Consider the following 18,932-nt stretch of genomic DNA (forward strand, 5'->3'; position numbering starts at 1 on the left):
GTAGACGAAGATAAGACTGTAACAGTTAATATGGTAACCGAAGCCTATGACGTTACTTTTGAAGTAGTTGATGGAGATAATAATCCAATAGATGGAGCAGAAGTAGAGCTTGGGCCATTACCTTCACAGACTACAGACGCTGATGGCGAGACTGTATTTGAAGATGTACCTGCTCAGGAGTGGGGCTATACAGTAACAGCTGCTGGTTTTGATGATGCTACTGGAACAGTTGATGTAGACGAAGATAAGACTGTAACAGTTAATATGGTAACCGAAGCCTATGACGTTACTTTTGAAGTAGTTGATGGAGATGGTAATCCAATAACAGGAGCAGAAGTAGAGCTTGGGCCATTACCTTCACAGACTACAGACGCTGATGGCGAGACTGTATTTGAAGATGTACCTGCTCAGGAGTGGGGCTATACAGTAACGGCTGCTGGTTTTGATGATGCTACTGGAACAGTTGATGTAGATGAAGATAAGACTGTAACAGTTAATATGGTAGAAGAAGGTAAAGTTGTTCCTATAATTGATAAAAGTGATGTGTTTGTTTCACCAGGCAATGACACAATTACCTTTAATGTTAGGGATACTTCTGGTAATAGAGTTGAGGGATTAGATGATAAAGATGAATGGAAAGTTGAATTAACTGTAGATGGAAATAGTAGTATAGTTTGGGTTTTATATGCAGAGGATTCAGTGAGTGGTTATCCACTACAGGGAGGACTTGATTTCCAAATTAGAGTAGAAGATATTCCAAAAGGTACTGCTTTAAGACAAGTCAAAGTTACGTATATGGGATATGATGAAGATGTAATTGTTGTGGATGGAATGTCATTAGATGAATAATAGAAGTATTTTAAAAGTTATATTAGGTTTTATTTAAAATACTATTGCATTGTATTAGAAAGGTAAAGAATAAATATCCCGCAGTGGATTAGTTTCCCTGCGGGGTTTTTAATTTTATTTTTAAAAGTTAATGTGATAGCAAAACAGGTAAAACATTACATTTTTAGTAATTTAACAGGATTATAATCATAAGAAAAAACTTTTCATGTTAAAGGTCTCTAGAATTTATGATTTTAGATATATATCTTTTTGACTTTGTACATATGGTATAAGTTGCTTTAATACTAATTACGTTTAGTTTTATTTAAAGAAGGATTATATTAATAGATATTATTTTAATGAACATGATATGATTAATAATGATGAATTAAATAATAGAGAGGTTGATTAGTTATCTCCAAAAATATATATTTGTTTTGAAATTGTGACAATGATTTATTATCTGCATAGTGCATCAACAATGGCAGACAGTTTACAGGTGAATTTTGATGATTTGGTCAGGTGTAAAAGGTTGGTCCTAATATATATTTTTGGGATAGGGATAAGGGAGGTGGGCTTTATATTTAATCTGAAAAGAGTGTTAAAGCCGGAGGTTTTTCATGGTCATAAAAAGGAGAAGGATTTCTTTGAGGGCTGGTATTTCAAGATAGTTGATAAAGATGGGGAGAATATTTTTGCGTTTATTCCAGCGGTTTTTCTCAGTGAAGATGAGAGCAAGAGTCATTCATTTATTCAGGTTCTGGATGGGATTAAAATGGAGCCTTATTACCATCGCTATGGGGTTAAGGAGTTTGTGGCTGATGGAGATATTTTTGAGCTGGAACTTGCTGGCAGTTATTTTTCTAGAGATAGGATAAGCCTGGATATTGATGGTGAAGGGCAGCGGATTAAGGGAGAACTCAGTTTTTCAGGGCATAAGCCCTGGCCGGTATCGCTAACTGCTCCAGGTGCGATGGGCTGGTATGCTTATATTCCGCTGATGGAATGTTATCACGGGGTTTTGAGCTTTGATCATGAGATTGAGGGCAAACTGGTTATTGATGGGAGAGAGATTGATTTTACTGGGGGCAGGGGTTATCTGGAAAAGGATTGGGGTAAATCTTTTCCTAAGGCCTGGCTCTGGATGCAGTCGAATCATTTTGAGATGAGTGGTACATCTTTGATGGCTTCAATTGCTCTTATTCCATGGTTGAGAGGTCATTTTCGGGGCTTCATTATTGGGTTTTATCATCAGGATAAGCTCTATCGTTTTACTAGCTATAATCGGGCTAAAATAGACTGCTTTACAATTGATGATGGTGATAATATTCTGCTGGAGCTGGTTAATAAGAATTACAGGCTGAGTATTCAGACCAGGGCTGATGCCGGGACTGGGCTTTTATATGGGCCTTATAAGAATGAGATGATCGGGAATGTTAAGGAGAGTCTGACTGCTGAAATAAAGGTTGAGTTGGTTGATAAGGGGCCAGAGAAGGTGATTTTTGCTGGTACTGGGAGAAATGCTGGAATGGAGCTGACCAATCAGAAGATGATTGTTGATTAAGTTAGTTAGCTTATTTCTGGCTGATTATGCTTTCGGTAGGTATTCCTCATTCTTTTGTTGATCTTCTGTGGTATTATTGTATTAAGAGTATAATGTCGTAGAGGAGGATATAATAATGAGAGAATTAATCAGGCAACATTCGAAGAAATTGGTTTTAATTGTTGGTATGCTGGCATTTGTATTTATTATAGCAGGATGTAGTGCAAATATTTCGCTGTCGATTGATCCTAATCCGATTAGATTTGACGTGGATAATTTAGAGCAGGAAGTTACTGTTACTTTAAGGACTTCCGGGATTGGCAGTGTTGAACTTGACTATATTGATGTACTGATACTGGATAATCAAGATGAAGAAGTTTATTCTGATAGAATTGAGATAAATGAGAGTTCATTTGTTGTGCCTGGAGTGGAGGTCCAGGAGGGTTTTGAGATTGATATCTGCGAGGATTTTATTGATGGAACTGGGCATGATGATATTGATGATGAGCTTTGCCGCGAACTATATGAAGAGCAGTTACAGGGCAGGGAATATAAACTGAGGATTATGGTTCAGGGGTCGATTAGTCCGACTGCTGAGGCTGATATAATATTTGATTAAAAAATGGTATTTGTATGACAATTCTGGATCTTTGGTATATCCTGCTAATTGTTAAATCATACCTTGACAATATAGTTTATAGGTATTACAATGGTTGAGGCTCAAATGAGTTTCAATGTAATATTTATTAACTTATGATGAGTTATAAGATATATTGTTAAGAGGAGTGATTTTTTGATTGATAAGATTAACAGGGTTTTTACCAGAGATTTTTTCTTTAGGTTTGGAGTTTTAATGCTTGGAGTATTTTTGATTAGTTCAGGGATTTATCTATTTATCAATTCTCAGATGGGGTCGGACCCTATTACGGTTTTAATAGATGGTGTTGCAACAACCTTTGGGCTTTCATTTGGTCAGTCAACTTTTGCAATAAATATTGGGATTGTTTTGATGTTGTTGCTTTTGACTGGCAAGAAGTTTGGGCCAGGAACAATCTTGAATGCAGTTTTCGTGGGGGTTTATCTTGACGGATTATTTTTGTTGTTTGGAAATATCACCCCTGATTTAATGGTTTATCGATATCTGATGCTTGTAACTGCAGTTATTTCTCTTGGTAGCGGGATTGCTATTTATGTTTCTGCTAATATGGGAGAAGGACCGATTGAGGCGCTGATGATGGTATTGAAGGAGAGAACTAACTTTTCTTTGAAATCTGTTAAGATGTCGATGGATTTCTGTTTTGGTGCTTTAGGCTTTTTAATGGGCGCCACTTTAGGAATTGGAACTGTTGTCGGTGTTGTGGCGGTTGGTCCTGTGACTCAGACAGCGTTTAATTTTGTCGAAAGAATTAAAAGGAGATAATGTCGTATGGTGTTGCAAATTGGCGTACAGACTTTGTGAAATATGCAAAGAGATACTACCTGGTAACCGTCGGGTAACCGGCAGGTCTGGTGGTGGTTTATATGTCGAATTGATATAGTTTTGCGAGAAAATCGACATTAGTTGCATGTATATTTAGTTTGAATGTGGAGGTGAATTTGATGGAAGCAATGAAATTAATGGTTACAAATTATGAAAAGAAGACGACTGAGGAAAAAGCTGAAAAGGTTAAGCGAGAAGTCATAAATGAAAAGCAGAGTGATGGCTTTGTTAATGGATTTTTAAATTTAATCTAAATTAATTAACTCCCCGGGCAGTTATTTGAACTGTCAGGGGAGTTTTTTTGTTTTTTTGTGGGTTGGGTAGGAAATCGGAGTATATAGGATTTATTGTTTAATAATTGGCTATAATAGTTGTTAATCAACTTTGATGATACTGAAGATTTTGAGCATATATGTCGATAAGTACAATAGATGAAATAAATATTGCTTAAAAGGAGATTACATATATGAAAAGATATAAGATTCCTGTTTTGATGCTAATAGTTTTGTCTGTTTTTTTATTGGCTGGTTGTGACAATCCTTTTACCAGTGATCCGACTGATATACTTTCTGAGTTTTCAATTCCTGAGAGGGTTGAGCCTCAGTATGATCGATCTTATTTTACTGCCATTAGAGACCAGAACCCCAGGATGCTGAGGAACACTCTTCATCCAGATGAAGAGATAATAATAGTTACAAATGGAGATTTTTATGGTAGGGATCTGAGTATTGAGGAGTATAGAACTGTTGAGGATTATGTAGGTAGCTATGTTGATGTTTATTTTCAGGAGTTTGCTATTAATAGAGTTAATTTAAGAGAAAGATCAGTTAGTAATAATAATGACGATTCATTTATATATACAGCTGAAGTTGAAAAGACTTTCCATGAAGTTCCTCATGATGATGAGATAGATAGTAGTTATGTTCTTGAGTATGATCTTGAAATTGAATTGGTAAAAGAAGATAGTGTTTATTATATTGTGAGGATAGAGAAGACTAATTAATATTTATTTGATATATCAAAATAGACTTGACTTAAAGGTAACAAGAGGAGGAAAAAATGAATATAAAATCAACTAAAAAATTTTTATTTATGTCTTTTATAATCGTTTTATTATTAGCTTTTACAGGTTGTGATTCTGTAAGCGATAACTTTGGGAGCTCAGGCTCATATTATGATTCTGATATTAGAGTTGTAATAAATAATGGTGGTTATTTATCAGAAGATGATTTAAATGATATTGCAAGGCAGTTAAGATTAAATCGTGGAGATGAACTGATAGTAAATAGTATCGAAGATGTTGGAGAAAATGAGCCGGTAATTTATGCGACTATTAAAAATTTACGTGGAGAAAATACTGTTGAAATAGGTCATCAAGTATATGGATCTAGTTCAAGGTTAATTAATAATGGCAGTGATAATACCAAATTTACATTAGATGGAGATGTTGATCCAGGTATTGGGAGGGATGATGATCAGAATGATAATGGCGATGAAAATGATAATGATGGAGGACCATCAGGAAGTTTTGTGGATGTAAGTGTTGAAAAATCTTCAATGGCTGATATCCTGGAGCTAACCTTTGTTGATTATGATCAACTTGGAAGAACTTTTCAAGTGTTTGTTAAAGTGTTAGAGCATGATGAAATTGAAGAACAGTCATATATAAAGACTTTAGATGATTTAGAAGCTGGTGATAAATCACTTGATATAGGAATGTATGATGATTATGCTTATGCTGATATTAAACTGCTGGATTCTCATGGAAGAGTTTTAGCTAAAGCTCTTGATTATGAGTTTGATGAAAATACTAATGAAATTGAATTTGATGTTTTAGAGGAACCAGAGGATTTTGAAGAATCTGAAGTTTCGGCGTTAGCTTCTATACAATCAAGATCTCAAAGTGATTATCTTGCTAAGTATACTATGGATTTAAGGAGTAATTATCAGGATGATTGGGTTGATTTAGAATTGGCAAGTGGATATACGAGAGGTCTTCCATCTAGACTATTTACAATTAATCATATTGGGATTGATAGAAGTTTTGATTTTGATGATGTATCTGATTCATTTAATAATATTTTTGATAGAGAACATGAGATGAGTGGAAGCCAGATAGACAATATGGATATTTATTATAGATTAAATGATCAAACAGATTTTCAGAATGCGAGAACACATGAAGTTGCAGGCAATCAGGATGAGATTATAGCAAATCTTACATCTTTATATTTAGATCCAGATGAACATGAAGATGTTAATGCGGAGGGAGATGCACCATATGCTAGGGCTTCGGCTGCTATTTCCTTGGATTATGAAGAACTTGGCGATGATGAGCAATATATTTATACTGTTAATGTTCATGGTTTTGAAGATGGACTTGCTGGAATTCCTGCTGCCAGAAGGTTTGCAGTTGGTAGCCCGACATCTGATGCCAGAGAATTTGGCAATGAAATAGAGCATACTAGTGGTAGTGAATTAAGTGAATTGACAGTTTATATTTTAGGAATGGATACGGGAGATATTGAAGGTGACGGAGATGAAGATGCTCCTTATAAGATTGATAATGCCGAGCAATTAAGTGGAATGCTTCGTTATGCTGAAGGCGATGAAAGAAACGAAGATAATTATTATATATTAACCAGTAATATAAATATGGATGATGTAGAAGACTGGCACCCTATTGGCTCAGAAAACTTTCAATTTCAAGGACATTTAGATGGCCAAAATCATGTGATTTCTAACCTGACAATTGATAGAGATGGCCGTGGTGGATTGTTTGGTGAGATTGGTGAAGATGGTTTGATAAAGAATTTAAGATTATCAAATTTTGATATAACTGGTGATAGATTTGTTGGCACTTTAGCCAGTAGAAATATGGGTAAGATTAAAAATGTTACTTTTGCAGATCCATCAACTGTTACTGGTAATTTTAGTGATATTGGTGGATTAGTTGGACAGAATTTTAATGAAGGCTCAATTATTAATTCAGAATTTGAAGGGACTGTTGATTTTAATGGTGATGAAACTGCTAGAGTTGGTGGCTTTGTTGGCAGTAATATTGATGGCACTATTGAAGACTCTTATGCTTACATTGATAGTGTAAATGGTGTCTATGAAGTTGGAGGATTTGTAGGTTTTAATAATAGTCAGGGTATTCGAGGAAGTTCTGCAACAGGTAATATAGATGGTTTTGAAAAAGTCGGGGGTTTTGTTGGATTAAATGAAGGTCTGATAGAAAATAGCTCTTTTTATGATGGAACTGTTTCTGGAGATGGTGATTCTATTGGTGGTTTTGCTGGAGCAAACAACATATATGATGTTGGTGGTCTTGATCATATAACTGTCGCTGATGCCAATGTTAATGGAATTGATGCTATTGGAGGAGTTGTTGGTACAAACAGAGCTGGTGTGAATAATAGTTCTGTAAATACTGTTGATATATCAGGGGAGTATCATATAGGTGGACTTGTTGGTTATAATAGAGAAGATGGCGATGTCAGGAATAGTGATTTTACAGGAGGCCTGACTGGAATAGATGAAGTTGGTGGTCTTGTAGGTAGAAATACTGCTGGATCTGATTATTCTGGGGATATTCCTGGCGGAGTATTTTATAATAGTATTGATGAATCATTGGATCTTAACAGTGATGGTGATAATGTTGATATATTGATAGGATATAATACAGGTGCTTATGGAGACAATACAGGTTATGGATATTTAGAAGTTGCTGGTTTTGAAATTAATGATGATTTCATTGAACCAAATGGAGAATTGTTGAGGAGACAAACACCTGAAGCAGAAATGGAAATTATAGTTTATATATCAAATACAGGAGATATTAATACTGTTCAAGATATTGAGGTTACTTTAAGCTCTTTAGAATTAGAAGATGATATCATAGAAGTTGAAGATGATTTTGAGTTAGCTAGAAATGCTGATGGTGAATTTGTGATTGAATTTAACGCAATGTATATTGAAAACTTTGATGAAGAAGTTATAATAAATGTTGAAACTAATGATGATGAAGCTTACGGAGTATTTACAATTACTGATGAGTTAAATGATGATGCTGATTTAAATAATTTGGAAATAGAAATTGAAGATATTGAAGATGGTATTGATTATATAGATCAAGAGATGGGAGTTCTTAATCCAGAATTTGGTGTTGATGATGAAGAAAAAGAATATGAAGTATTTGTAAGTCATAAGCATGACTATATTGATATAATTGCAGAACTTTCTGATGAATTAGGTAGAATTGATGTTACTGTAGATGAAGAAGAATCATTTCAAGTTGATAATGAAGAAGAATTTAGAGTTAATTTGAATGATCCAGGTGATGAAACGGAAATAAATATATTGGTTACTGCAGAGAATAGCTCAGTAACAGAAGAATATAAAATTATAGTTGAAAGAGAATCCAGTCCAACAGAACCAAAAATTAATATTGATAATAGTTCAGTAAATACAAATCCAGAGGAAGTATATGCTGCTGCAGTAGATGTGGAGTTTGAGTTTATAATAGAAATAGAAGGTCTACAAGAATTGTATGACTTTTACCAAGAAACTGATGATGATAACACAAATGAAATATATATAAAAAATCCATTCGAAGATAAAGAAGACAGAAATGGAGATCAAATATTAGAAGATGACCATATAATACTTGAGTTTAAAAACAGTGATATAGAAGAAGGTGGCAAAGTAATTGTTGTTCAACAAGAAACATTGAATGTTCCTCTAAAAAATGATAATTATGATGTTTTTATTGATAGTATTGATATTGAAGATGAAGATGAAATTAATCTAATAGGTGTAGAAGATATTAATAAACCTATAGATACAATAGAGGTCAAACCTTTAGACTTGAAAATTGAGGGAACTGTTGATTTAAGTGAAATAGAAGGTGAAGACTCTGATAATGGAGGTATCATTAGAATAGAACTTGATGGAGGTTCAGATAATTATTCAACTATTGATATAAATGAGGAAGAACAAGAATATAAATATAGTTTTGAAGTTAAAAGTGGTGCTAATCATAGTTTATCTGTTCAATTAAAAAATGGTTTAGCTTATAATTATGAAATTGAATATCAAACTGAAGGGAAAGGGGAAAAGTTTGATATAGAAGTTAAAGTCGAATATGAAAACATAATAAAAGACTTTGAAATTATAGAAAAGAATGATCAATAATTTCGAAAGGAAGATAATATGATCGCAAAAATTGATAGGATAACAGGGTATGACATGAAGATTGTAATGGCCGGGGTCTTAATGATGGTTGTATTACTGGCCGGTTCGGTGAGCGCTGATGAACCGGCTGAGATTCCACTTCAGGATACAAAGATTATTGCTGGGGCTAATCTTGCGACCTTTGAAGATACTAATCTTGGCTTTCATTTTTATGGTGGGGCTGGAGTTCCAATTGATGATAACCTCTTTGTAACAGGGAGATATGAGCGTTATTTTGCTGAGGATCTTGGGCTGAATGCTATTACAGCTAACTTTGAATATGATCTGGCCAGGATAGTGACTGATGAATTTGAGTTACTTAGAATTTATGCTCAGGGGAATATTGGTTATTATTTTGGAAATTTTGCTGACGAATCGATTAGTGGACTTGGCATAAAAGGCGGAATGGGAGCTGAGGCTGAGATTGCTGGTGGATTTGGAGCTAGCGTTAACTTGAATTTTCGACCACTGGAGTTTGAAGATGCTGATGTTAATCTGACTGGATTAGAAGTAGGGCTGGGAGCATTCTTTAGCTTTTAATATAATATATTAAATAAGAAAATAGTTACTTAGGGAGTCTCCTTTAATTAGGGGGCTCTTTTTTATGTAAACCTGGCTACAATTTGATGATAAAAGCTGTTCTATGAGAATAGAACTTTGCTTATTATTGTCTAAAACATAGTAAGTTGGTATATTATATATAGATTAAATAATTTACTCTTTGGAAGCAATGATCTATCATCCAATTTGGTCACCTGTAAAGGGTGGTGGGGAGCTAATGGTGAAACCGGCCAAAAAAACTAAATTCCAAAGAGGAGGAATTGAAAATGAGAAAAGCTTTAATTTTAGGTTTGGCGTTGGTGTTTGTATTAGGCATGACAACTATGGTGGGCGCTCACACTAATGGTCCATGGTATGTAGATACTTCCCCATATTTTAATTTAGAATTGGATTACAATGCAGAAATAATGCAACTTGGTAATAATGATACCGCTGCTATTGATCAGGATGGTGATCACCATGCTTTTATAGGTCAGGGTATAGAAATCACACTTCCTGGTGAACCAGTAGGAGCCAGTGAAAATAGTGAAGCTTTTGTAGACCAGATGGGTGACAATAATATGGCTGTTGTTGGTCAGAGAGGTATGAATAACTTCTCCAATATAGAGCAGTGGCGAGAAGATAATTATGCTGGTGTTGGTCAAGATGGAGACGATATGATTGCTAACATTCATCAAAATGCTACAGACAGTTTTGTTCGTGTAAGTCAGTTTGGTGGAGCAGGTTCCGAAGCTGATATTACTCAATATGGTGATTTGAATAGAATTAGAACTAGACAACAGGGTAATGACCATTTTGTTGACGTATATCAAGGCTGGGGAACTTATTTCAATTATGCAACAGTAGAACAAAAAGGTGATGGCCATGAAGCATATGTAACTCAGGGTGGCGGCGAAAGACTTGCTAATAGAAATGGAGTTTTAATTGATCAGGATGGAGAAGATAATTACGCTAAAGCTACTCAATTTGGTACTTTAAATGCAGCAGTTATTGAGCAGGACGCTATTGGACTATCAGCTGTTACTTTCCAAGATGGCGATAATAATGATGCTAATATAAATCAATCAAATTAAATAATAGACTATTTAACAATAACTAATTGATTTTAGGAGGCAGGCTGAATATAGAAGGAGATATATTCAGTCTGCTTCTTCTAGATTGTATTGATCGGGAGGTGTTCTAATGGTCAATTTAAAAAGAATAATGATTGTTACTTTAATTGTTGCAGTAGCAATTGTTTTGACTGGTAATTTAATATATGCTGCTCCAAATGGTAATGGCATGGGCCCGGATGGAGACGGCCCTCCAGGCCAGGTTGATGAAAGACCTCCAGGTATTATTGGTCCTGGTGGCGGACCTGGATTTGAGTTTCCTGGTGGAGATGAATTTCCTGGCAATTTAAATCCATTTATCCCTGGTGATCCCGGGAATGGAGAACCAGGAAATGGTAGACCTGGTAATGGTGATCCAGGTGATGACTATCACTGGGACTATGATTTTGAGCCGATTGCCTTTATCTATCAAGAAGGCGATGAAAATTATGGTCGAATTGATCAACATGGTTCAGGTAACTGGGCTGGAATAAAACAGTTTGGTAATGATAATAATTCAACTATTGATCAATTTGGTGATGAGAACTTTGCCGGTATAGTTCAATTAGGGCATGGCAATGATTCCAGTATAAAACAGGATGGTAATAAAAACCTTGCTGGTATTGGCCAATTTGGCTATGATAATAATGCTGATATTGAGCAGGTAGGAAATTATAATAAAGCATCAATCACTCAATTCGGTGACAATAATCAGGCCAGTATTACGCAAAATGGCAATGGGCTTGACCTTGATATTAGTTTTAACTGGTAGAAATAATTGTGTGGATTTAATTTATTTCCAAAATCGCTGCAAGAGATGCATTTTGCATGCCTGTGGCGGTTTTGGAAATACTTACTGAAACGAGGAGGGTTAGAGATGAAAAAATATGGATTAATAACTCTATTTGTATTGATATTTATTTTTACTGCTGTTAGTACAGCTGGAGCATTGAATTATACTATGAGTTGGAGTTTTCAAAGCTTTAATAATCCCAATGCCAGACAGGTTAATATGAATATAGCTGAAACTCAGGCTGGAATGGTTGAAGAAATGGTTGATCCATTAGAAAGATTTCAGGAGCAGTTTGAGCGGAGAATGATAAGCAGTATTCAAAGAAGCATAATTGAAAGAATTAGAGATGAAGATGCTGAAGGCCCAGCTGAAGGCAGTTATCAGGTTGGTGACCTTGAAATTACTATTTCTGAAGATCAATTAACTGGCGAAGTTACTTTAGATGTTGTTAATATAATTACCGGAGAGAGTACAACTATCAGTTATTCTGATGAATGGTTAGGTGGAGAATTTTAGAGTGGAGGATTTTAGATAAGTTTTATTAATCAATAAATTCCGGGGTGAATGATTATGAACAAATTGATTTTAATTATTTTTATTTCAATTATAATAATTGGCGCTACTGACATCCAGGCCCTGGAATTAGAATACAGCAGCGTGGTCTATGAGATAGATGAAGAGTTTAATATTGTTATCTCACTGGGTTTGGACTGGCAGGGTTTTATTTATCAAGAGGGGGGACATAATTTCTTCTTAATTTATCAGAGAGATGAGGATAATTATTTTAGCATTAAACAGGAGGGTGAAAATAATCGAGCAGCTATAATTCAGCAGGGTAGTGGAAATACTGCTGTTATCAATCAGTCAGGTAGTAATAATGAGGAGGCAGATTAAAATGAATAAAAGATTATTATATATTACAGGTTTTATCCTTTTGATATTTTCATTAATAGTTTTCCCAGTTAGGGCTGAAGATGATCTTGAAACAAGGCTTGAATTGATTGCAGCTTCCCAGAGATTAGAGCAGGAGGGGCATGAAGCTGAACTTCCTGCCAGACATCAATTCGGATTCTCGTTTACTAATTTTAGATCTGGCAGTAATATGATGAACCCTGGAGTCAGACTTGAAAATCAGTTAACTGATTTAGGAGGTAGGCCATTAAAGCTTATTACTGAGGCCTATTATATAAGAGCTGCCAGTGATTTTTCTGGTTTTATCTCATTAGCCTTTGAACCTCATGAGTTAGTATATTTCGGTGCCGGTGGAGCTATTGATTCTCAGGCTGATTATCAGGCTTTTGCTGGAGTTAATATCACTGAAAATATATTTGTTGAAGCTAAGGTTATTAATTCAGGAGAAGATTCTGATGATATAAATGTTTATTTCTCAACTGGTTTTAAGATTGGATTTTAATATATCTTGATATTTTAATAAATTTAGTGATTATTTCTCACAAGGGAGGTTGTATTTATGAAGACTTTGCAGAAAAGATACTTTATACCGGCTTTACTAGTTTTATTAATGGTCGGCCTTTTAATAAATATGAGTTCAGCGGCTGCGTTATCCAGTGAGGAGATTGCTGATTTATCTCCTGAAGAGGCTGAAGCTATTATGGGTGAGATTTTAGAGCAATCTGATGAGATTATGAGCTCAACCCCTAATGTTACTGTTGCTACCCAGCTTTTAGCTTCATTACCTGAGAGGGAAGACAAGCCTGCTATTGCAGTTTATAAAATTGAAGATAAGACAGGTCAGGTAAAGGATATGGGGGCTTCAGTTGTAACCCAGGGAGCCACTGATATGATGATTACTGCTCTAGAAAGGTCGAGGCAGTTTGAGGTTATCAGTCGTGCCGGGTTTAATGATTTTATGAATGAGCAGAATCTTCAATCCAATGATCGGTTTGCATTTGGTGAGGGCCCTGAATTAGGCGAACTAACAGGAACTGATTATATTATCGAGGGGGCTGTTACAGAGTATCAGGTTGATAAAAGTACCGGTGGGACTGGTTTATCAATTGGAGGTCTCGGTGGCACAAGTGAATATGCCAGAGCGACAACAGCTATTGATGTCAGGCTTGTTGATACGACAACAGCTGAAGTCGTCTGGTCAGAGAGTTTGAAAGGAGAAATCCTTGGTGAGAAGGTTGGTCTTCAGGCATTTTCATTTATGGGTGATAATGTAGTCGAATTTGAAACTGGCCAGGGCAAGCAGGAAGTAATTAATATGGTAGTTAGAACACTGCTTGAGGAAGCTGTATTTAAGATGGCTGAGAGTGGAGCCATTTAAAGGCAAGCTTTATAATGGTTTTTAAAAATATAAAAAGTTGATAAAATAGATTTTTGATGCTGGCTCCCCTTGAGGGAGCTTATTTTTTGTTTTTGGATGATTTTTTGAAGTATTATCTAATATTTATCAGTTATTTTAAAGGATTATTCATTGATTAAGTAGAATATTATAATATAAAGGGGAAGATTTTAAAACAGGTTAGGGGGAGTTTACATGAAAAAAGTTATAATAATTGTTATGGCAGTACTTTTACTTATTGGCCTTGCTGGTTTTGGGGCTCAGATTCAGGCTGATAGAGGCTCAATTCCTTTTCGGCCACAGGTTAGAATTTATGAACCGCTGCAGCAGGCTATTATTGCCTGGAATGGCGAGGATCAGATTTTGATATTATCGACTGATTTGTATGCATCAGAACCGACAAAAGTTCTGGAGGTTATTCCTTTGCCAGCAGAACCAGAGGTTACAGAGGCTGATCCTGAAATTTATCAGAAGGTCCATAACTTATATGCTGAAGAATTATATCAGACATTTACTTCATTGAGACGGGATGGAAGTAGTGGTGCTGGAGCAGTGGAACCAGCTGGAGAGGTGACCTTTCAGGAGAAGATTGGGGCCCATGATATCTCAGTTACCAGGGTTAATCGACCTGAAGAATTTGTTAACTGGGTTAATGAATATTTAACTTCACAGGAAGTTGATAACCCAACAATTCCAGAGGTTCTGGCTGAGGTAATTGTTGAATATATTGAAGATGGCTTTGACTGGTTTGTTTTTTCTGTTGTTGAGCTCACAGAAGAGCCTCATTCCCAGGAGGCAATCCAGTATCGATTTGAGTCTGATTCAGCTTATTTTCCATTAAAGATCACCAGAACCGAATCTGGAAGTACTGAGCTTGAAATCATGGCTTTTATGCCCCCCAAACAGATTGACCGGGAGGCAAGTAGAACACTCAACTTTTTGCCGACTAATGTGCCGGTAATAGTTAATAATTTAAAGATATCAGAGATTGATGAAGAGCTCGGTCAGTTGATGTCTAATTATGATGATTCAGCACTCCACCACTGGTATATCCAGGGGGAGTTGAGTCAGTTCCAGGAAGATTTAGTTGTAACAGTTCCAACTCCTTCTGAAGATGAATTGGTTTATTATCAGGAGATTCCTTACCATAATATAAGAGAGTCTGATCTGGGTGATGTGCTTTCTTTAAAAGATGAGCTCAGTGATCGAGAGATTGAAATGCTCTCAGGTGAAATAATTGTACAGCCACTTTCAGATGAGACATTTTTGACAGGCCCATTTATTGATGGTGCTTTAATTCTTAATCCTTATACAGGCAGGACAGTTGTCGGTTATCAGAATTTACTAGATAAGGAAGTTGATTTATATGGATATTATCTTGAAGAAGTTGAGTTTGATCTTCTTAATCTAACAGGCCTGCCAGATTTTTTTGAAAGGGAGATCAGATTTGGAATTATGAGTGAAGATGACAGATATTTTAATCTGCCAGCATTTTATTTAACTGATGTCGATGGGTTTGTGCAACTTTGTGGCGAGGCGCTTTACCTGGAATCTGGATCTTTTATGGCTTCAACAAATTGTTTCTGGCATCCTGAAGAATAATACTTTATAATAAACATAAGCTTGACTATAATTATAACTGGAGGCGATAAAATGAGTGATAATATGGATAAGTTTTTTGAAGATGTCTTTAAAAAATTCGATAAAGATATAGTTGATAGAATTTTACTTATGATTCAGAATGACCGTGAGTTGATGGATAAATATTTAAAGCAGGTTGCAAATAGCAGCAAGGAGACTGTCAACGATGCCTTAAGTAAAAAGATTGAGGAAAAGTATGATCTTCAGTTTAAAGGGAAAAACTACCAGCCCAAGTCAACCCTGGCAACATATTACGAAGAACATTAATGTCTGATAATTTAAACTTTTTATTTTTATTAAACAGCCCCTATCCCTTGATTTCAAAGAGGATAGGGGTTTTTAATTTTTTTATTTTCATAAAAAATAAAATTTTGTTTGACATCAATTAAAATTCTGTTACAATAGAGAGCAATACACATATATTTTATTTAACTAAACTACTAAAGAGAAAGGGGGCTGTATCATGCAGTTATCAAAAAAGATGGAAAACTTAGGAACAGAAGTAGCATTTGATGTGTTAGAAGAGGTGGCAAATCTAACCACGGCAGGAAGAGATATTATTAGTTTAGCAATAGGGGAGCCTAACTTTACGACACCTGAAGTTATCAAAGAAGCTGGAGTGGCTGCAATTAGAAATGATAAGACTGGATACAGCCCTTCTGCAGGAATTTCAGAATTGAGAGAAAGAGTAGCCGAGTATTTATCTGAAACTAGAGATATAGATTATTTATCATCTGAGACTATCGTTGCGCCTGGAGCTAAGCCTTTGATTTTTTATGGTTTACTTGCCTTAGTAGAACCAGGTATGGAGGTTATATACCCGAATCCCGGGTTTCCTATTTATGAGTCAGTTATTGAATTATTAGGTGGGATTCCTGTGCCTTTACCTCTGAGAGCTGAAAATAACTTTGAGTTTTCTCTGTCTGAATTAAAGGAGCTGATATCCCCGAATACCGGTGGTATTATTATTAACTCACCTCATAACCCAACAGGCTCTATTATTTCCAGAGAAAAGCTGGCCCTTTTGGCCGATGAAATTATCAAGCACGATCTCTGGGCTATTTCAGACGAAGTTTATTCAGAACTGGTTTATATTGATGAGGCTTTTAGTCTGGCAGGCCTGCCAGGTATGCAAGAAAGAACTTTATTAATCGATAGTTTTTCAAAATCATATGCTATGACTGGCTGGAGAATAGGTTTTGCCGGTGGCAGTAAAGAATTAATCGATGGAATAAGTAAATTAATTACAAATTCTGTCTCATGTACTGCGACTTTTACTCAACTGGCAGCCCTAACAGCTTTAGAAGAAGCACGAGATGATCTTGATCAGATGAAGAAGAAGCTAGAAGAGCGGAGGGATCTGGTCTGGCGACATCTCAATAGAATTCCTGGCCTTAGTTGCCAGAAACCAGCCGGTTCCTACTACTTTTATGCTGATGTAACTGATATCTGCAAAAATTTGAATTTAGCAGGTTCAGAAGAATTACAAAAGTATTTACTTAAAGAGGCAGGAGTTGCTCTGCTCCATCGGGAATGTTTTGGCGATAAATTCCCAGGAGAAGATCGGGAATATATCAGGTTATCCTTTGCCAGTTGTTCAAAGGATAGGTTAAAAGAAGCAATTTCCAGGATTGAAAGAGCTGTTACCACTCCTAAATCTCAGGTAAGTTAAGATAATTAGGTCAAATAGCGTCCAATTTAATATAAGTTTTAGTAATTTTTTAGACCCTCCGTTAGTGCATTTTATGCATGCGGAGGGTTTTGTTTTTTAAATATCACATCAGGAGGAATTATTATGGCAAATAAAATTAATGATGCAATAGGAGCTGTTAATCGCGGAGATCCATGTCCATCTGGGCTCTGTACTCTATGTCAGTCGGATTGCAAGGGTAAATGTGAGACCTGGCTTTCCTCGCTTTATGGCAAACAGGTTTTGTACCCCAGGGATTTTGGTTCAGTAACTTCAGGAGCCAGAAATATTGATCCGAAGGGAACTGGTTATAATGCTTTAAGAGCTAATGGATATGCTTTTGGATCTGTAGGTTTAAGTGAGGGACTGACAGATAGTGCAGATGATTGTATTTATCCGAATGTTGATATTGAGACTTCTTTTGGAAATAAGGTTAAAAGTCACGCTAAATTACCTATTATGACTGGTGCACTTGGTTCTACCTTTATTGCGGAAAAATACTGGGATTCATTTGCTATTGGTGCTGCCCTTTCTGGTTTTCCCGTTGTTATTGGAGAGAACGTTGTAGGTGTTGATCGAAAATCTAAATTGGAAAGTGGTCGGATTGAAGAAGCTCCTGAGATGGATAGGAGAATTGAAACTTATCAGCGTTATACTAGAAATGGTTATGGAGATATTTTTGTTCAGCTAAATGTTGAAGATACAAGTAATGGAGTGGCTGAGTACTTGATAGAGAATTATAGTGATGATTTAATTATCGAATTAAAATGGGGCCAGGGTGCAAAGAATATTGGCGGTGAGATTCAGATTGAAAGCCTGGAATATGCTGAATTTTTAGCTGAAAGAGGATATGTGATCGATCCTGATCCGACTAAAGAAAAGACCAGAAAGGCTTATAAATCTGGGGGGATTGATAGTTTTGCCAGACATAGCCGTTTAGGCGGAACAGATTCTCCAGAGGTTGATAAATTTAAAAAAAGTTTCTTTGAAAGGGTTGAGTATTTAAGAGAACTCGGCTTTAAGAGAATTTCTTTAAAAACTGGAGCATATGGAATGAAAGAACTGGCCATGGCTTTAAAATTTGCCAGTGAGGCTGAACTAGATTTATTAACTATTGATGGAGCCGGTGGTGGAACAGGTATGAGCCCCTGGAATATGATGGAACATTGGGGAGTACCTTCATTGCCTTTACATACAAAGGCGATAGAATATGCTACAATTCTTGATGAAAATGGTTATAACGTGCCAGATATATCATTAGGCGGAGGTTTTGCTAGAGAAGACCATTTATTTAAGGCTCTGGCACTAGGCTCTCCATATATTAAGTTAGGCTGTCTTGGCAGAGCACCTATGATTGCCGGTTTTCTGGGTTCTAATATTGAAGGTGTTTTTCACCCTGAGAGAAAAGCAGAGGTAAACGGGAACTGGGATGAACTTCCTTCTACTGTCAGGGCTGCCGGGGATACTCCGGAAAGTATATTTTCTGGCTGGTATGATGTTGAAGAAATTGTTGGTGAAAAAGAAATGAAAAATATTCCTTTTGGGGCTGTTGCTTTATATACATTGACAAATAAATTAAGTACTGGTTTGAAGCAATTTATGGCCGGAGCCAGAAAGTTTTCTTTAGATAAATTAGGTAGAGAAGATTTAATGTCTGCAAATAGAAAGGTTGAAAGATTAACTGGAATTCCTTATATGACTGAAGCTTTTGAGGATGAAGCATTAAAAATATTAAAAGATTAATCAATTAAATTAGAAAGGA

The 18,932-nt window shown here is 35.9% G+C and carries 18 protein-coding genes and 1 riboswitch; all 18 genes read left to right on the forward strand.

The window, feature by feature from the left end; translation table 11 throughout:
- The coding region (locus tag I0Q91_RS07855) for a carboxypeptidase-like regulatory domain-containing protein (protein ID WP_270453904.1) at window positions 1-849 on the forward strand (849 nt) is incomplete at its 5' end.
- Between the two features lie 550 nt (window positions 850-1,399).
- On the forward strand, window positions 1,400-2,392 hold the full coding sequence (locus I0Q91_RS14435; protein ID WP_270453905.1) for a tocopherol cyclase family protein: 993 nt from the start codon (window positions 1,400-1,402) through the stop codon (window positions 2,390-2,392).
- Between the two features lie 115 nt (window positions 2,393-2,507).
- Window positions 2,508-2,990, forward strand: a complete 483-nt coding sequence (locus I0Q91_RS07865; RefSeq protein WP_270453906.1) for a hypothetical protein — start codon at window positions 2,508-2,510, stop codon at window positions 2,988-2,990.
- Window positions 2,991-3,164: 174 nt separating this feature from the next.
- Window positions 3,165-3,791, forward strand: coding sequence for a YczE/YyaS/YitT family protein (locus tag I0Q91_RS07870; protein ID WP_270453907.1), 627 nt, complete (start codon window positions 3,165-3,167; stop codon window positions 3,789-3,791).
- Window positions 3,792-3,970: 179 nt separating this feature from the next.
- Complete coding sequence (locus tag I0Q91_RS07875; RefSeq protein ID WP_270453908.1) at window positions 3,971-4,105, forward strand: hypothetical protein; 135 nt, start codon at window positions 3,971-3,973, stop codon at window positions 4,103-4,105.
- 212 nt (window positions 4,106-4,317) lie between these two features.
- Window positions 4,318-4,854 (forward strand): hypothetical protein, encoded by a 537-nt coding sequence (locus tag I0Q91_RS07880; protein WP_270453909.1) that lies wholly within the window; start codon window positions 4,318-4,320, stop codon window positions 4,852-4,854.
- Between the two features lie 56 nt (window positions 4,855-4,910).
- On the forward strand, window positions 4,911-9,047 hold the full coding sequence (locus tag I0Q91_RS07885; protein ID WP_270453910.1) for a GLUG motif-containing protein: 4,137 nt from the start codon (window positions 4,911-4,913) through the stop codon (window positions 9,045-9,047).
- 18 nt (window positions 9,048-9,065) lie between these two features.
- Window positions 9,066-9,626: a porin family protein gene (locus I0Q91_RS07890; protein ID WP_270453911.1), complete on the forward strand. Its 561-nt coding sequence runs from the start codon at window positions 9,066-9,068 to the stop codon at window positions 9,624-9,626.
- 174 nt (window positions 9,627-9,800) lie between these two features.
- Window positions 9,801-9,888: riboswitch (cyclic di-GMP riboswitch) on the forward strand.
- 25 nt (window positions 9,889-9,913) lie between these two features.
- Complete coding sequence (locus tag I0Q91_RS07895) at window positions 9,914-10,720, forward strand: hypothetical protein (RefSeq protein WP_270453912.1); 807 nt, start codon at window positions 9,914-9,916, stop codon at window positions 10,718-10,720.
- A 109-nt stretch (window positions 10,721-10,829) separates the two neighbouring features.
- Entirely contained in the window at window positions 10,830-11,510 is a 681-nt protein-coding gene (locus I0Q91_RS07900; protein ID WP_270453913.1) for a hypothetical protein, read from the forward strand.
- Between the two features lie 105 nt (window positions 11,511-11,615).
- A complete protein-coding gene (locus tag I0Q91_RS07905) occupies window positions 11,616-12,047 on the forward strand; it encodes a curli assembly protein CsgF (protein WP_270453914.1) in 432 nt (143 codons plus the stop codon).
- Between the two features lie 54 nt (window positions 12,048-12,101).
- Window positions 12,102-12,425, forward strand: a complete 324-nt coding sequence (locus tag I0Q91_RS07910; RefSeq protein ID WP_270453915.1) for a hypothetical protein — start codon at window positions 12,102-12,104, stop codon at window positions 12,423-12,425.
- A 1-nt stretch (window position 12,426) separates the two neighbouring features.
- Window positions 12,427-12,945, forward strand: a complete 519-nt coding sequence (locus I0Q91_RS07915; protein WP_270453916.1) for a hypothetical protein — start codon at window positions 12,427-12,429, stop codon at window positions 12,943-12,945.
- 57 nt (window positions 12,946-13,002) lie between these two features.
- Window positions 13,003-13,821, forward strand: coding sequence for a CsgG/HfaB family protein (locus I0Q91_RS07920; RefSeq protein WP_270453917.1), 819 nt, complete (start codon window positions 13,003-13,005; stop codon window positions 13,819-13,821).
- A gap of 213 nt (window positions 13,822-14,034) precedes the next feature.
- Window positions 14,035-15,441, forward strand: a complete 1,407-nt coding sequence (locus I0Q91_RS07925) for a DUF2330 domain-containing protein (RefSeq protein WP_270453918.1) — start codon at window positions 14,035-14,037, stop codon at window positions 15,439-15,441.
- A gap of 51 nt (window positions 15,442-15,492) precedes the next feature.
- Window positions 15,493-15,747 carry a hypothetical protein gene (locus tag I0Q91_RS07930; RefSeq protein WP_270453919.1) on the forward strand — a complete coding sequence of 85 codons (255 nt, stop codon included), beginning with the start codon at window positions 15,493-15,495 and terminating at the stop codon, window positions 15,745-15,747.
- Between the two features lie 196 nt (window positions 15,748-15,943).
- On the forward strand, window positions 15,944-17,152 hold the full coding sequence (locus tag I0Q91_RS07935) for a pyridoxal phosphate-dependent aminotransferase (RefSeq protein ID WP_270453920.1): 1,209 nt from the start codon (window positions 15,944-15,946) through the stop codon (window positions 17,150-17,152).
- A gap of 123 nt (window positions 17,153-17,275) precedes the next feature.
- Complete coding sequence (locus I0Q91_RS07940) at window positions 17,276-18,913, forward strand: glutamate synthase-related protein (protein ID WP_270453921.1); 1,638 nt, start codon at window positions 17,276-17,278, stop codon at window positions 18,911-18,913.
- The last annotated feature ends 19 nt before the right edge of the window (window positions 18,914-18,932 follow it).

Origin of the sequence: Halonatronomonas betaini, from assembly GCF_015666175.1 — a bacterium.
GTDB lineage: Bacteria > Bacillota > Halanaerobiia > Halanaerobiales > Halarsenatibacteraceae > Halonatronomonas > Halonatronomonas betaini.

Coding starts and splice junctions, on each gene's coding strand:
- I0Q91_RS07935 (WP_270453920.1), top strand. CDS start 15,944: ATGCAGTTATCAAAAAAGATGGAAAACTTAGGAACAGAAGTAGCATTT.
- I0Q91_RS07865 (WP_270453906.1), top strand. CDS start 2,508: ATGAGAGAATTAATCAGGCAACATTCGAAGAAATTGGTTTTAATTGTT.
- I0Q91_RS07895 (WP_270453912.1), top strand. CDS start 9,914: ATGAGAAAAGCTTTAATTTTAGGTTTGGCGTTGGTGTTTGTATTAGGC.
- I0Q91_RS07890 (WP_270453911.1), top strand. CDS start 9,066: ATGATCGCAAAAATTGATAGGATAACAGGGTATGACATGAAGATTGTA.
- I0Q91_RS07910 (WP_270453915.1), top strand. CDS start 12,102: ATGAACAAATTGATTTTAATTATTTTTATTTCAATTATAATAATTGGC.
- I0Q91_RS07885 (WP_270453910.1), top strand. CDS start 4,911: ATGAATATAAAATCAACTAAAAAATTTTTATTTATGTCTTTTATAATC.
- I0Q91_RS07925 (WP_270453918.1), top strand. CDS start 14,035: ATGAAAAAAGTTATAATAATTGTTATGGCAGTACTTTTACTTATTGGC.
- I0Q91_RS07940 (WP_270453921.1), top strand. CDS start 17,276: ATGGCAAATAAAATTAATGATGCAATAGGAGCTGTTAATCGCGGAGAT.
- I0Q91_RS07905 (WP_270453914.1), top strand. CDS start 11,616: ATGAAAAAATATGGATTAATAACTCTATTTGTATTGATATTTATTTTT.
- I0Q91_RS07900 (WP_270453913.1), top strand. CDS start 10,830: ATGGTCAATTTAAAAAGAATAATGATTGTTACTTTAATTGTTGCAGTA.
- I0Q91_RS07880 (WP_270453909.1), top strand. CDS start 4,318: ATGAAAAGATATAAGATTCCTGTTTTGATGCTAATAGTTTTGTCTGTT.
- I0Q91_RS07875 (WP_270453908.1), top strand. CDS start 3,971: ATGGAAGCAATGAAATTAATGGTTACAAATTATGAAAAGAAGACGACT.
- I0Q91_RS07930 (WP_270453919.1), top strand. CDS start 15,493: ATGAGTGATAATATGGATAAGTTTTTTGAAGATGTCTTTAAAAAATTC.
- I0Q91_RS07915 (WP_270453916.1), top strand. CDS start 12,427: ATGAATAAAAGATTATTATATATTACAGGTTTTATCCTTTTGATATTT.
- I0Q91_RS07920 (WP_270453917.1), top strand. CDS start 13,003: ATGAAGACTTTGCAGAAAAGATACTTTATACCGGCTTTACTAGTTTTA.